This window comes from Cobetia sp. 5-11-6-3 (assembly GCF_013374055.1).
Classification (GTDB): Bacteria; Pseudomonadota; Gammaproteobacteria; order Pseudomonadales; family Halomonadaceae; genus Cobetia; species Cobetia marina.
Genome location: NZ_BLWJ01000002.1, coordinates 433,200 through 447,805, shown reverse-complemented (window position 1 = coordinate 447,805; position 14,606 = coordinate 433,200). Strand labels below are relative to the sequence as shown.

The 14,606-nt window shown below is 64.3% G+C and carries 9 protein-coding genes; 2 read left to right on the top strand and 7 right to left on the bottom strand.

Translation table 11 applies throughout. The features are described from left to right. Window positions 1-49: 49 nt before the first annotated feature. A complete protein-coding gene (locus HXS66_RS05745; RefSeq protein WP_077379283.1) occupies window positions 50-1,267 on the bottom strand; it encodes a Bcr/CflA family multidrug efflux MFS transporter in 1,218 nt (405 codons plus the stop codon). Between the two features lie 428 nt (window positions 1,268-1,695). Between HXS66_RS05745 and tal the strand changes: the two genes are divergently transcribed. After that, window positions 1,696-2,634: a transaldolase gene (tal, locus tag HXS66_RS05740; RefSeq protein WP_077379279.1), complete on the top strand. Its 939-nt coding sequence runs from the start codon at window positions 1,696-1,698 to the stop codon at window positions 2,632-2,634. A gap of 116 nt (window positions 2,635-2,750) precedes the next feature. Here tal and HXS66_RS05735 read toward each other — a convergent pair whose 3' ends face one another. The 6 genes from HXS66_RS05735 to HXS66_RS05710 all read right to left on the bottom strand — a co-directional run bounded on the left by HXS66_RS05735 (window position 2,751) and on the right by HXS66_RS05710 (window position 13,125). After that, a complete protein-coding gene (locus HXS66_RS05735) occupies window positions 2,751-3,305 on the bottom strand; it encodes an STAS domain-containing protein (RefSeq protein WP_084209290.1) in 555 nt (184 codons plus the stop codon). Next, window positions 3,298-4,449: a PP2C family protein-serine/threonine phosphatase gene (locus tag HXS66_RS05730; RefSeq protein ID WP_084209291.1), complete on the bottom strand. Its 1,152-nt coding sequence runs from the start codon at window positions 4,447-4,449 to the stop codon at window positions 3,298-3,300. Before HXS66_RS05730 ends, HXS66_RS05735 begins: the two co-directional genes overlap by 8 nt. Window positions 4,450-4,556: 107 nt before the next feature. Beyond that, complete coding sequence (locus HXS66_RS05725) at window positions 4,557-5,312, bottom strand: VacJ family lipoprotein (protein ID WP_240499592.1); 756 nt, start codon at window positions 5,310-5,312, stop codon at window positions 4,557-4,559. Window positions 5,313-5,454: 142 nt separating this feature from the next. Further along, window positions 5,455-6,699: a beta-ketoacyl-ACP synthase III gene (locus tag HXS66_RS05720; RefSeq protein ID WP_176503051.1), complete on the bottom strand. Its 1,245-nt coding sequence runs from the start codon at window positions 6,697-6,699 to the stop codon at window positions 5,455-5,457. 289 nt (window positions 6,700-6,988) lie between these two features. After that, on the bottom strand, window positions 6,989-11,155 hold the full coding sequence (hrpA, locus tag HXS66_RS05715; protein WP_176503050.1) for an ATP-dependent RNA helicase HrpA: 4,167 nt from the start codon (window positions 11,153-11,155) through the stop codon (window positions 6,989-6,991). Between the two features lie 221 nt (window positions 11,156-11,376). Then, a complete protein-coding gene (locus tag HXS66_RS05710) occupies window positions 11,377-13,125 on the bottom strand; it encodes an AMP-binding protein (RefSeq protein ID WP_176503049.1) in 1,749 nt (582 codons plus the stop codon). 470 nt (window positions 13,126-13,595) lie between these two features. Here HXS66_RS05710 and cysK point away from each other — a divergent pair, with 470 nt between their 5' ends. Continuing rightward, complete coding sequence (gene cysK / locus HXS66_RS05705; protein ID WP_077379423.1) at window positions 13,596-14,561, top strand: cysteine synthase A; 966 nt, start codon at window positions 13,596-13,598, stop codon at window positions 14,559-14,561. Window positions 14,562-14,606 lie beyond the last annotated feature (45 nt).

Sequence of the window (14,606 nt, the reverse complement as noted above, 5' to 3'; positions counted from 1 at the left end):
ATGACAACCGTGTGACAGTCATCGCGAGTCGCCGTGTGATCAATGACCCTCAGTCCGAGGGGGCGGCATGACGCGCCAGGGCGCGACGCCCCGCCAGCACGCGCAGCAGGATATTGCTGACCAGCGCCGTGCCCAGCATGCCGAGGATCATCGGCCACAGGCTGTCCAGCGCCAGCCCTGCGATCAGCATGCCGATCAAGGCACCACTGGCGAATTGCAGGCTGCCGATCAGGGCGTTGGCGGTGGCGCTGATACGGGGGAAGTACTCGAGCGCGGAAGAAATCGCATTGGGAGCGACCATGCCGTTGGCCCCGACGAAGAGCATCAGCAAGGGTGCCATCAGCGCCAGATGATCCAGCCCCAGCGCCAATGCCAGCACCAGCAGACAGGCCGCGAGCAGCTGGATACCGATCCCGATGCGCAGCAGCCGTGGAGGCGACATGCGTGACAGCAGGCGCACGTTGAGGCGATTGGCGGTGAACATGAACAGGATGTTGGCCCCGAACAGCGCCGGGTACCAGGAGGCGGTGACACCGAAGTGCTCCATGTAGACATACGGGGAGGCGGTGATGAAGGCGAACATGCCACCGAAGCCCATCGCCTGGGTAATGGCATAGCCCATCGCCGGGCCATGACGCATCACGCTGACATAATCGCGAGCGACCTGCGCGATGCTGGCCGGAGGCTCATCCGCTTCGCGATGGCGGCGTGTCTCCGGCAGCCGGAAAGGTAGCACGACCAGCAGGAAGGCGGCATAGGCGGCCAGGAAGGCGAAGATCAGCCACCAGCCCGCCAAGCCCAGCAGCAGACTGCCGATCGCCGGGGCGATCAGCGGTGCCAGCATCATGATCACCGCGACGGTCGAGAGCACCTTGGCCGCCTCGCGCCCGCTGAAGCAGTCACGCACGATCGCCGAGGAATTCACCACCGAGGCCCCGCCGCCCAGCGCCTGCACGAATCGCAACGCATAGAGGCCTTCGAGACTGTCGACCTGGGTGATCGCCAGACTCGCCAGCAGGAAGACGAAGATCCCGGAGAGCAACACCGGCTTGCGGCCGATGCGGTCCGACAGCGGCCCGAAGATCAACTGCCCCAGCGAGAAGCCGAGCAGGAAGATCGACAGTGACAGCTCCGTATGATGGACGCTGGTGTCGAGCGCTTCCGCCATGGCCGGCAATGCCGGCAGATAGGCATCGATGGCCAAGGGGGCCAGTGCGGTGTTGGCAGCGACCAGCAAGGCCAGCTGACGGGTTTGACGCTTGTCCACATCCCCTCCCGAGAGTTTCACGATAACGGCGCGATCATGCGCCTGCTGAAGAATCCTTCACGATGCGGCACGTCATGGACCCAGGTGCCGGCATCGGCCCGCTCACCGGCTCCCTCACCTTCCTTGGGTCCCCGACACCTCGGTGCCAGCCTGTCGCAGGCATGAGCGGACACGTCTGCCGGTAGACCGCGACAGTGGGCGCGCCGCCATACAATTGATACAGTTGAGGTAACGAACGTGAAGAAGTTGTCACATCCATGTGATCATGTTCACACCGACAGCGACGACATCCCCGCGGTACGGCCGATGGAGTATCATCGTCGAGGCTCTGGCCATGTCGTTCCCGCTTCGTAGCCCAGACCTTCACGTCTTCCCTTTTCATGAAGGTCGTCATCGGACGACCCGCGCTCAGTACAGGAAACTCTTGCATGGCACAGGACAAGCTCTCCCAACTCAAGGACATGACCACCGTTGTCGCCGACACCGGTGACCTCGAGGCGATTCGTCGCTTCGCGCCCACAGATGCTACCACCAACCCGTCGCTGATCCTGCAGGCCGCCCAGGACCCGTCGCGTCGCGAGCGCCTGACCGAGGTCGCGCGCAAGGCCACCGACATCGACGATGCCGTGGACGCCGTGGCCGTGGATATCGGCACCGAGATCGCCGGTCTGGTACCGGGCTATGTCTCCACCGAAGTCAGCGCCCGCCTGTCCTTCGATGCCGACGAGACCATCCGTCGCGCGCATCGCATCATCGAGCGCTACGCCGCCAATGGCGTCGGTCAGGAGCGCATCCTGATCAAGACCGCCTCCACCTGGGAAGGCATTCGTGCCGCCGAGAAGCTCGAGCGTGAAGGCATCCGTACCAACCTGACGCTGCTGTTCAGCTTCGCCCAGGCCCAGGCCTGCGCCGATGCCGGCGTGACGCTGATCTCGCCCTTCGTCGGCCGTATCCTCGACTGGCACAAGGCCAACCAGCCGGATGCCGATTTCAGCGGCGACAACGACCCGGGCGTGAAGTCCGTCAAGGCCATCTACGAGCACTACAAGGGTCACGGCTACAAGACCATCGTGATGGGCGCCAGCTTCCGCAACACCGGGGAAATCGAAGCCCTGGCCGGTTGCGACCGCCTGACCATCTCTCCGGCGCTGCTGGGTGAGCTGGCCGAAAGCACGGGCCCGCTGGCGCGTCGTCTGCAGGCCGCCGATGCCGAGCGCAACGTGCCGGAAGTGCTGACCGAGTCCAACTTCCGCTGGGACATGAACGAAGATGCCATGGCCACCGAGAAGCTGGGCGAAGGCATCCGCAAGTTCATGGCGGATCAGCGCAAGCTCGAGTCACTGCTGGCCGAACTGCGCAGCCACTGAGCATGACGTCGAGAACACGCCCTTGTCGAGCAAGGGCGTGTTTCTGGCGCAGCAACGAAGAGCGCCTGCCGTGAATCACGGCAGGCGCTCTTGCGTTCAGGCGACACCCCGCATCGTCAATGCGGCTGGCGCTGCTCCTCGCTCTCCAGAAGCTCGATCAAGGGCTGGAACTGCAGGCGATTGTGGCCATTGAGACACATCAACAGACGATGCGCCTCGAGAATACGGCCGCGCAGTGCCTGCTCCTGACTCGCCGAGGCCTCTGCCCCACCCTCGACCGGCACCTCCGCCGTGGCGTCATCACAGCCCGAGCTGTCCAGCTCGGCCTGCTCCGCCTCCGCCAGCTGACTGGCATCCACGACACTGGCCACCTCATCGAACCCCATGACCTTGAGCATGGTCATCACATCAGGGTGAGCCGCTACCACCTGGGCCGGCAGGATCAGACGATCCCGCACGGCCAGTGCCAGCTTGGCCAGAAAGCCCAGTGCAGTGGAGTCAATGTTGGTGGCTTCGCGCAGATCGATGATCACGCTTTCCAGACCATCGACCGCTGCCACGCGTTGAACCTGCTGGTCCAGCGTGGCACACAGTGTCAGGCGTACGTCACCCGACAGCTTGAGCACGAACAGGCCGTCATCGAACACGGCCTGGATACGTCCTTCATCCATCATGGAATCCTGTCAGCGTCATCAGGGTAAGGTCATCCGGCAGCTCACCATCCAGTGCCAGACCGCGGCGCAATCCCTGCACATCCTCACTGCTCAGTATCCGTTGATGCAGTGCTTGAGTTCGTTCCTCCAGCGCCTCGCCCGGCAGGCACTCCAGCACACCATCACTGGCCAGCCACAGGCGGAAACGCGCGGGAAGCGCCACACGATACGCCGGATAGCGGGTGCCTGGGAAGAGGCCTACCGGGCGCCCGCTGCCTTCCAGTACCTGAATCCCACCCTCCGGAGTCACCAGGACCGGCATCGGCAGCTGGGCCCCCAGGGTGTAATGCAGCGTGGCCGCTTCACGGTCAATCACACCGCACAGCACGGTCGCGTGCTTGCCGATGCCACTGTCCAGCAGCTCACGGTTGAGCAACGCCAACCATTCAGGACCGAAGGTTTCCGGCGTATGTTCCTCCCAGTGGCGAATCGCACGCGCGAACAATAGCTTGAGCAGCACCGTCACGAAGGCCGAAGACGCCCCATGCCCGGAGACATCGGCGAAATAGAACAGACTGAAACGCTCATCGATCGCCTGATACTCGAGAAAATCTCCCGACAGATACAACGAGGGCGACAGGCAATAGTCATAGCGGATGCCATTGATTCTCTGCCCACTTTCCGGCAACAAGCGTTGCTGGATCTGCCCACCGGCCAGCTGGTCCTGACGCAGCATCGCCAGATGCGTCTCGAGATGCTCATTGAGCTCCTCGAGGCGCGCCCGGGCCTTGGCGTGTTCATGCGCGAGCTGGTGATGCTCCGCCGCCCGCTTGAGCAGACTGCGCAACACCGAGCCATGCTCACGCGGGGCGATCAGATAATCCACCAGCCCCGCCTCCACCGCGGGCAACAGGCATTCATCGCCACGACTCTCGGCCACGACCACCGTGGGCAGGCACTCGGCGAGACGCGCCCACTCCTGACTGGCCACGGCCTCGACATGCGCCACCACCACCGCGACCCCACTGGGCAGCGTTGCAATGCTGTCACAGGCCGCCACTGCGCAACGCTCATCCGTCAACAGCGTCGCCAGCGCATCACGCCGCGAACCGACCAGATCGATCAGACCGATCAACAGACGCTTGCCTTGCTCATCCGCCATGCCAACCTCTCATGCCCGTCCCGTGCCGCAATCCACTGCCAGACCCTGGCGCCTCGCCATCGCGCTATCCGCGTGCCTCGACGTGCCGCCAGGACACTCGGCAGCCCTTACTGGCTGTCATCTTCCGGTGCAAAGGCACCATCGAGATCCGCATCATCGAAACTGTCGCTGGCGAAGGGATCATCCCCGAGCTTGCCATCGTTGATCTCGAAGTTGCGACGCTGCAGATAGGCATCGCGGATGAAGCTGTAGCGATCTCCCTGAATCAACTTCTCCTGCTCGAGCAGACCGGCACGGGTATCGACGAGATCCAGTGCTTTCAGGCCATAGCGCACCTTGTCTTCCTCGAGGTAGTTGATCGGATCATTGAAGTAATCCACCGGCATGCCGGCAGTGTCACGCAGCGTGCTCGGACCGAACAGCGGCAACATGAGGTAAGGCCCCTGGCCGGCGCCCCACACGGCAAGTGTCTGACCGAAATCTTCCTCGTCGACCGTCCAGCCAAGCTCGCTGGCCGGATCGAACAGCCCGCCGATACCGACGGTGGAATTGAGCAGCAGGCGCCCCGTGGAAATCCCGGCATTCGCCCACTTCCACTGCAGCACCGAGTTGAACATGGTGCGCACTTCCCCGAGGTTGGAGAAGAAGTTGCCCACGCCATCCTGAACCAGCTCCGGCGTCACGTAATCGTAGCCCTGAGCCACCGGCTTGAGCGCATAGCGATCCAGGGTGTCATTGAAGGTGTAGACGTTGCGGTTGAAGCCCTCCCACGGGTCCTGGGGATTCGGCTCGCTGTCACCTGTACTGGCACAACCGGCCAGCAGAGACATGGCCAGCAGTGCCGGCAGGGAAGTCTTGATCATGTGCATCGCATCACCTGTAAGTCTGTTGGAATCCTGCAGCGGTCCTTGCCACATCCATGGCTGTCAGGTCCGGTCTTCTTTATACGTTCCGCTCACGCCAGGAGCCAGTGCGCCATCCGCTCAAGCACGCCATCAGCGCGTATCATCCACAGCGTTTCAGCAGCACGCTTCCCGCACTGTAGCCGGCGCCGAAGGAGCAAAGCACACCCAGGCTGCCAGCGGGCAGATCCGCATGATGCAGATGGAAGGCGATCACCGACCCCGCCGAGCTGGTATTGGCATAGCGGTCGAGAATGATCGGCGCTTCCTCGCTCGACGGATCACGCCCCAGCACGCGACGAGCGATCATGTCGTTCATGTGGCGATTGGCCTGGTGCAGCCACATGCGATCAAGATCACCGCCATCGGCCTCGAGCTCGCCCAGATGCGTGGTGATCAGCTCGGCCACCATCGGGCAGACTTCGCGGAAGACGCGCCGACCTTCCTGGATGAACAGCTTGTCATCGGCCTGTTCACGGTGCGTGGCGCTGTCCAGCGTCGTGGCAGATGCCACATCATCCTCAAGCACCGCGGTGCGATTGAGGAAGCCGAAATTGTTGCGTATCGCGTTGGAGAAACGGGTCACCAGTCGCGTACCGAGCACCTCGAAGCCATCGGTGCGCGTGGCGACATCCGCCGCTTCCAGCACCACGGCCGTGCAGGCATCGCCGAAGATGAAGTGACTGTCGCGATCACGGAAATTCAGATGCGCACTGCAGATCTCGGGATTGACCATCAACACCCGCTGCGCGCTGCCACTGCGGATGGCGTTGGCCGCGGTCTCGATCCCGAAGGTGGCGGAGCTGCACGCCACGTTCATGTCGAAGGCATAGCCACCGGCCTCGAGCGCCGCCTGCAGCTCCACCGCCACGGCCGGATAGGGGCGCTCGAGATTGGAGCAGGCCACGATGACCAGATCAAGTTCCTCGGCCTTCACGCCCGCCGCGGCCAGCGCCTCACGCGCGGCCGCCACGCCCATCTCGCACTGCACAGAGGGTTGAGCATTGTCGCGCGCAGGCAGCCGCGGGCGCATGCGCTCAGGGTCGAGAATGCCCTCGGCATCCAGCACGTAGCGGCTGTGGATACCCGAGGCCTTGACGATGAATTCAGCGCTGGACTCGGTACGCGGCTCGCGCTCGCCCCGAGCGATGGCCTCGGCATTGGCGGCGTTGTCCGCCGCCACCCAGGCATTGAAGGAGGCGACCAGCGCCTCGTTGCTGACGGCATGTTCCGGCGTGTAGAGGCCGGTGCCGGTGATCAGCACGCGGTGATTGCCAGTGGCGTCCAGCTGGCGCTCCGCCGTGGTGGCGCGAGGGTCGGCAGCGTGCTGATTGTCGTTGTTGGGCATGCATCCACTCCTGACAGTGGCCTCTCGTCGGAGACCACCGATTGATCGGGTGACGTCGCGGCTGACATCCCATGCGGCGAATGCCGAGCCTCTAGGTCCGCGCCGGCAGCGAGACAGCGTCACCCCCTTGTCTTCAGTGTACGCTGTCTCGCGCCAGGCGGACGCCTGAACCTGGCATCCGTCCCGTGATAACAGCCGTCTCTTAAACAGCTTTCTCTGTATGCAGCTTGAGCCATACGCGAGCATCACGCCTCCACGCAGCAGTCACGCAAGCGGATGGCGGCTCGACTCAGCGCCGCGCCATCAATTCCTGCCAGCGCTTCTCCAGCCGCTTGGGGGAGACGGTCTCCAGCGTGCCGAGCTGCTGGGCGAACAATGAGACGCGCAGCTCCTGCAACCACCAGCCGAACTCCTCCAGCTCCGCATCGGGCAGGCCCTGCTCGCGGGCCTTGCTCAGGCGGGCATCAAGGCGTGTCTCGAAGCTCTTGACCGCCTCCATGTCACGTTGATCACGCATGCGCTCACGCGGGGCCTTGTCGAGGCGGATCAGCATCGCCTCCACATAGCGTGGCAGCTGATGCAGCCAGGCACCCGCCTCCTGGAGGAAGCCCGGGTGCACCAGGCGGGCCTGCTGGGCCTTGAGGTCTGCCACCACCAGCGCCATCGAGAAGTCGATCTTGCCCTTGAGGCGCTTGGAAAGCTCAAGATGCTGCGTGAGCGCGGCCTCCAACGGCTTGATCAGTGCTTCGGCGTGGGGCACCAGCTCGGCCCGCTTGTCATCCAGACGCGCCTGCAACTCACCGCGCGAACGCGGCAGCGGCTCGACGGCCATCACCTGCTCGAAGACGCTGTAGAGGAAGTCATCCGCCAGCTGGCGACGCGTGCCGACCTTGGCGAACAGCAGCGCGCAGCGCTCCAGTGCCTTGAACTCCCGGTCCAGATAGCGCACTTGATCCGGCAGGCGCGCCATCGCCAGACGCGTGATGCCATCACGATGCGCGGCGGCGGCCTTGGCCGGATGATCGAACAGCTCCACGCTCAGCTGCTGCTCGCTTGAGGCGGCAGCATTCGCGGGCGAGTGACTTGACGGTGCACTGTTTCTGCCGGTCTTGCGTGCCAGCTTGCGTTCCTTGGCACTCATGCCGCCCTCAGCGGGCACCGACGGCTTCACCACCAGCGCCGGATAGGCCTCGACCCGAATGCCTGCCTGGGTTGTGCTGTGGGAGGTCGCGATCGGCGCCTCCGGCAGGTCTTCCAGCACTTCACTGTCGGCATCGCGGCTGCGACTGGCCATGGCGCGTGCCGCGGCGGCCGCCGAGTCCTTGAAACGCGCCTCGAGCACTTCAAGATCACGCCCCTCCCCCAGCACCTTGCCGTCCTGATCGACGATGCGCAGGTTCATGTTCAGGTGCGGCTCCAGCGTCTCCGGCGCCCAGGCATCCGACGGCAGGCGCAGGCCAGTCTTGACGCGCATGAACTCGGCCAGCGCGTCGGTCAGCGGCACGTCGTCCGGGGTCAACGCCTCAAGCGCGGCATCGACCCAGTTGGGAATCGGCACCACCTGCTTGCGATACTGCTTGGGCAGCGATTTCATCAGGCCGATGGCCTTGTCCCGCAGCAGCCCCGGCACCAGCCACTCGATGCGATAGCGCGGCAGCTGGGAGAGCATCGCCGCCGGGACCGTCATGGTCACGCCGTCATCCACCGCGCCGGGTGCGAAGTGATAGCTCAGCGGATAGGCGACACCATTGTGATGCAGCTGCTCGGGATAGCGTGCAGCGGTGACTTCCTCGGCATCGCGCGCCATCAGATCATCGAGATCCAGATGCAGGACATTCGGATTGTCGCGCTCGGCATCCTTGCGCCACTTGTCGAAGCCGCGCCCGTTGTAGATGCCTTCCGGAATCCGCTCGGCATAGAAGGCGAACAGCGTCTCCTCATCGACGAGAATGTCACGCCGGCGCGCACGATCCTCAAGCTCCCCGACTTCCTCCATCAGGCCACGATTGTGGGCGAAGAATGGCGCGCGGGTCTGGAATTCACCCTCGACCAGCGCCCGGCGGATGAACAGCTCGCGGGATTCCTGTGGCGCCAGCGGGCCGTAATGCACCTTGCGCGCGGTGACGATGGGCAGGCCGAACAGCGTGACCTGCTCACTGGCGACCACCTGGGCACGCTTCATCTCCCAGTGCGGCTCGCTGTAGCTGCGCTTGACCAGATGCTCGGCCAGCGGCTCGACCCACTCGGGCTTGATCGCCGCGACCTGTCGCGCGTATAGCCTGGTGGTCTCGACCATTTCGGCCGCCATCACCCACTTGGGCGACTTCTTGGCCACACCGGAGCCCGGATGCACGAAGAAGCGTCGGTTGCGCGCCCCGAGATACTCGCGATTTTCCTGCTTGAGGCCGAGATTGGAGAGCAGCCCGGTCAACAGCGCACGATGCAGGGCTTCATGATCAATGGCCACCGACGGACGACGGCCCTGGCCCGGAGACGCCAGTACCCGCGCGGTGACCTCGGCCTGTGCCTCGGCGTCGCGCTCGTGCTGGCTGCTGGTCATCTCCAGCCCGAGATCCCGCGTCAGCTGCTTGAGCTGACGGAAGGTGTCATGCCACTCGCGCAGACGCAGATAGTTGAGGAAGCGCGCCTTGCACCAGCGACGCAGCGGGTTGGCGCCCAGGGCATCACGCGCCAGCTCGAAGCCTTCCCACAGATTCAGCCAGCTGACGAAATCGGAGCTGTCATCGTCCCACTCGTGGTGAATCTGATCCGCCTGCTGGCGCTTGTCGGCGGGACGCTCGCGCGGGTCCTGGATTGACAGTGCACTGACGATGATCAGCACTTCACGCAGACAGCCGCGCGAGGCGCCTTCCAGCACCATGCGCGCCAGACGCGGGTCGATGGGCAGACGTGCCAGGGTGCGACCATCACGACTCAGGCGGTTGTGCTCATCCACCGCGCCCAGTTCGCGCAGCAGGCGGAAACCATCGGTGACGAAGCGCGAATCCGGCGCATCGACGAAGGGAAACTTCTCGATGTCGCCCAGCTTGAGCGACAGCATCGACAGAATGACCGAGGCCAGATTGGTGCGCTGAATTTCCGGCTCGGTGTATTCCGGGCGCGCGAGGAAATCCTCCTCGCTGTAGAGACGGATGCACAGGCCTTCGGCGATACGCCCGCAGCGGCCCTTGCGCTGATTGGCGCTGGCCTGACTGATCGGTTCCACCGGCAGTCGCTGGATCTTGGAGCGATAGCTGTAACGACTGATGCGCACCAGCCCCGGGTCGATCACGTAGCGGATGCCCGGCACGGTCAGCGAGGTCTCGGCGACGTTGGTGGCCAGCACGATGCGCCGGCCACGATGCGGCTGGAAGACGCGATTCTGCTCTTCGTTCGAGAGCCGCGCGTACAGCGGCAATACCTCGGTATCGCGCAGCTGGGCGCGACGCAGGGTATCCGCGGTGGCGCGGATCTCGCGCTCGCCGGGCAGGAAGATCAGCACGTCACGCGGGCCCTGCATCCAGCCCTTCTCGCGCTCGATCAGCGACAGCTCTTCCACCGCGCGCAGGATACCTTCCTGCAGGCTGAGGTCTTCCTCATCCTCGGCATCGCGCACCAGCGGCAGGTACTGGGTCTCGACCGGGAAGTTGCGCCCGCTGACCGAGACGATGGGCGCCGGCGTGCCATCCTGGGCCGCGAAGTGCTGACTGAAGCGCTCCACGTCGATGGTCGCCGAGGTGATGATGATCTTGAGGTCCGGACGACGCGCGGTGAGGCGCTTGAGATAGCCGAGCAGGAAGTCGATGTTCAGACTGCGCTCGTGGGCCTCATCGATGATGATCGCCTCGTAGCGGCTCAGGTCCGGATCATGCTGGGTTTCCGCCAGCAGGATACCGTCGGTCATCAGCTTGATCAGCGTCGACGGGCCAGTGGTGTCGTTGAAGCGCACCTGATAGCCGACCGTCTCGCCGAGGGTCGTCTCGAGCTCCTCGGCCAGACGCGCCGCCACCGAGCGCGCCGCCAGCCGGCGTGGCTGGGTGTGGCCGATCAGACCATTGCGCCCCAGTCCCATCTCCAGACACAGCTTGGGCAGCTGGGTGGTCTTGCCCGAGCCGGTCTCACCGGCGACCACCACGATCTGATGCTCGGCGAGCGCGGCGAGGATGTCCTCGCGACGCTCCACCACCGGCAGCTCCGGCGGATAGTTGAGTGCGGCCGGTGTCTGCCAGCGCGCCAGCGCCGTCTCGCGCGCGGCACGCTGGGCGATGCTCGCCTCGAGGCGGCTCTCGATATCGTTGATGGCACGATCGACCGGCTTGCCTTCCTTGAGACGCCGACGCAGGCCAGCCAGGCGCTTGCCCAGCTCGCGCTGATCACGGCTCAGGGCGCGTTCGAGGCGAGCCGCAAGGGCTTCAAGACGCGCATGTTCGGACGGTGCGGTAGCGGTGTCGCTCAAGGACTGCCTCTTCTCAACCAGCGACCACACGCCACGCGCGCAGCCGGATACTCTCGGGAACTCAGCCTCTCGCCCGACTGCACAGGGCAGCGAGCCACGAGACCTGAATGACGAAACGGCCCGCCAACGAGTGACGGGCCGTCCATTGTAGCCCCGCGCGTAGCCACGCCCAACCTTGGTGGCCGCCCGCTCATGCCGGCGGCCCGTCTCAACGCCGGGATTCAGGTCTCGCGCACCGGGGTATTGCCTCCATCGTCGTCGCTGTCACGCAGTTCACGGCGCAGCACCTTGCCCACGTTGGTCTTGGGCAGCTCATCGCGGAATTCGACGAAACGCGGCACCTTGTAGCCGGTCAGCTGCTCCTTGCACCAGCTGCGCAGGCTGTCGCGGTCGAGATCCGGGTTGCTGGACACGACGAACAGCTTGATCGCCTCACCGCTCTGCTCGTCCGGCACGCCGACCGCCGCGGCCTCGACGATATCCGGATGCCCGCTGACCACGTCCTCGATCTCGTTGGGGAACACATTGAAGCCGGAGACGATGATCATGTCCTTCTTGCGATCGACGATGCGCACGAAGCCATCCGGCTGGATGACCGCGATATCGCCGGTGCGGATGAAGCCCTCGTCATCCATCGCCTCACGCGTGGCGTCATCACGCTGCCAATAGCCCTTCATCACCTGGGGACCGCGCACGCACAGCTCACCCGGCGCGTCACGCCCCAGCGTCACGCCCTCGGCATCCACCACCTTGAGTTCGGTGCCGGGCACCGGCTTGCCGATGGTCCCCAGCTGCAGCTCACGCGGGGGGTTGAAGCTGACGATGGGCGAGGTCTCGGTCATGCCGTAGCCCTCGGCGATCGGGCAGCCGGTGACGGCTTCCCAGCGTTCAGCCGCGCTGCGCGTCAGGGCCATGCCGCCGGAGATGGTCAGCTTGAGGCTCGAGAAGTCCAGCGCCTTGAAATCATCGCGCTGGCACAGCGCCGAGAACAGCGTATTGAGGCCGACGAAGGCGGTGAACGGTGTCCTGGCCAGCGTCTTGATGAAGCCATCGATGTCACGGGGATTGGTGATCAGCACGCTGTGGTTGCCGCTCTCCATGCTGTAGAGGCAATTCACCGTGAAGGTATAGATGTGATAGACCGGCAGCGGCGCGATCAGCACCTCCTGGCCTTCATTGAGCACATCACTGATCACACCGCGCGCCTGCAGCATGTTGGCCACCAGATTGCGGTGGGTCAGCATGGTGCCCTTGGCGACCCCGGTGGTCCCGCCGGTGTACTGGAGTGCCGCGATGTCGTCAGCCTCTCGCGTGACACGCGTGTGCGAGAGCCCCGCGCCGCGCTTGAGCACGCTGCGCAGCGAGTGGGCGTCGGGCAGATGGTACTTCGGCACCATCTTCTTGACGTAGCGTACGGCCAGGTTGATCAACGGGCGCTTGGGGAAATCATGCAGGTCACCGATCTCGGTGATGATGACCTCCTCGATGGACGTGCGCTTGAGCACCTTCTCGAGCTTGTCCGCCATGTTGGCCAGAATCACGATGGCGCGTGCGCCGGAGTCATGGAACTGGTGCTGCATCTCACGCTCGGTGTAGAGCGGGTTGGTGTTGACCACCACCAGACCGGCGCGCAGCGCCCCGAACACGGCCACCGGGAACTGCAGCAGGTTCGGCAGCTGGATGGCGATGCGATCCCCGGGCTCAAGGCCGGTCTCATGCTCAAGCCAGGCGGCGAAGTCGCGCGACAGGCGATCCACATCGGCGTAGCTCAGCGTCTTGTCCATGCAGCTGAAGGCCGGACGCTCGGCATAATTGGCGCAGCTGGCCTCGAAGACCTCCAGAATCGAGGGGTACTCCTCGAGACCGGACAACGGCTCACCGCTGAGAATCAGGGAATCGGCGGCCTCTGCCGAGCCTGACTGGTGCGGATCATGGGCTGCCGCAGGGGCGGCAGGATTGGCATCACGCATGGCACTTGGCTCCATGGCATCGTTCGTCTGGTGCATTCCCCGAGAGGCGGTGGAGACCGCTGGCGGCTGCTTGACGACAGCCCTCGCGAGTGATCGCAACACTTGTTGTTATCGGGACGTGGTGTCCGCAGCTGGACGGACACGCAGGAAATGACGGGGGATGCCGAGATGGCACTCCACCCCACCCTCTCATGCTGTCAGGCTACCTTAACCAGCCGTCTCGAGATTGTAAAACGATCGATTGAAACCATCGTTCACATTGCGGAAATCGACTGCTGTCGGCCATGACGGCATGCATCACATGGGGCCCTGACGACGCTGACATGTCGTTATGCTCTCAAGGCCTTTGAATCGCGACGCGCTACCTCTTACTCTGAAGCCCATCCACACAGAACGCCAGTGGCAGCCGCATGCCCGGCGTCTGTTTCTCGTCACTCATGTCACTGTTCATCGATCAGAGAGATTTCCCCATGGCAAAGATCTACCAGGACAACTCACAGGCCATCGGCAATACACCGCTGGTCAAGATCAACCGCCTCAGCCGCCACCCGCGCCTGTACGCCAAGGTGGAAGCCCGCAACCCGGCCTTCTCCGTCAAATGCCGGATCGGTGCCAGCATGGTGTGGGATGCGGAAGCGCGCGGTGAGCTCAAGCCGGGCATGGAGATCGTCGAGCCGACCTCCGGCAATACCGGTATCGCGCTGGCCTTCGTCGGTGCGGCGCGTGGCTACCCCGTCACCCTGACCATGCCGTCCTCCATGAGCATGGAGCGCCGCAAGGTGCTGAAGTCACTGGGTGCCAATCTGGTGCTGACCGACCCCGCCAAGGGCATGCAGGGCGCCATCGACAAGGCCTGCGAACTCAAGAAGGCCGAGCCGGAGCGCTACTTCCTGCCGCAGCAGTTCTCCAATCCGGCCAACCCGCGCATCCATGAGGAAACCACCGGCCCTGAGCTCTGGGATGCGCTGGACGGCGACATGGACGTGCTGGTCGCGGGGGTCGGCACCGGCGGTACCATCAGCGGTATCGCACGCTACTTCAAGACGGTGCGTGGCCAGACGCTGGAAGCCGTGGCGGTAGAGCCGGCGGAATCGGCCATCATTGCCCAGCGCCTCAAGGGCGAGCCCATCACCCCGGCACCGCACAAGATCCAGGGGATCGGTGCCAACTTCATCCCCGATAACCTGGATCTGACGCTGATCGACCGCGTCGAGTCGGTGGTCAGCGAAGACGCCATGGCCATGGCGCGTCGCATCATGCAGGAAGAGGGCATCATGTGCGGCATCTCCTGTGGTGCGGCGATGACCGCGGCACTGCGCCTCGCCGAAGACCCGGCCTACGCCGACAAGTCCATCGTCGTCATCCTGCCGGACAGTGGCGAACGCTACCTGTCCTCGCCGATGTTCGCCGGCATGTTCGACGATGTCGAAGGCTGAATCTGATGCCTGCCGCTGACCGCAAACGTCAGTGAAGACCGGGAA

Coding starts and splice junctions, on each gene's coding strand:
- tal (WP_077379279.1), top strand. CDS start 1,696: ATGGCACAGGACAAGCTCTCCCAACTCAAGGACATGACCACCGTTGTC.
- HXS66_RS05735 (WP_084209290.1), bottom strand. CDS start 3,305: ATGGATGAAGGACGTATCCAGGCCGTGTTCGATGACGGCCTGTTCGTG.
- HXS66_RS05730 (WP_084209291.1), bottom strand. CDS start 4,449: ATGGCGGATGAGCAAGGCAAGCGTCTGTTGATCGGTCTGATCGATCTG.
- HXS66_RS05725 (WP_240499592.1), bottom strand. CDS start 5,312: ATGATCAAGACTTCCCTGCCGGCACTGCTGGCCATGTCTCTGCTGGCC.
- HXS66_RS05720 (WP_176503051.1), bottom strand. CDS start 6,699: ATGCCCAACAACGACAATCAGCACGCTGCCGACCCTCGCGCCACCACG.
- HXS66_RS05710 (WP_176503049.1), bottom strand. CDS start 13,125: ATGCGTGATGCCAATCCTGCCGCCCCTGCGGCAGCCCATGATCCGCAC.
- cysK (WP_077379423.1), top strand. CDS start 13,596: ATGGCAAAGATCTACCAGGACAACTCACAGGCCATCGGCAATACACCG.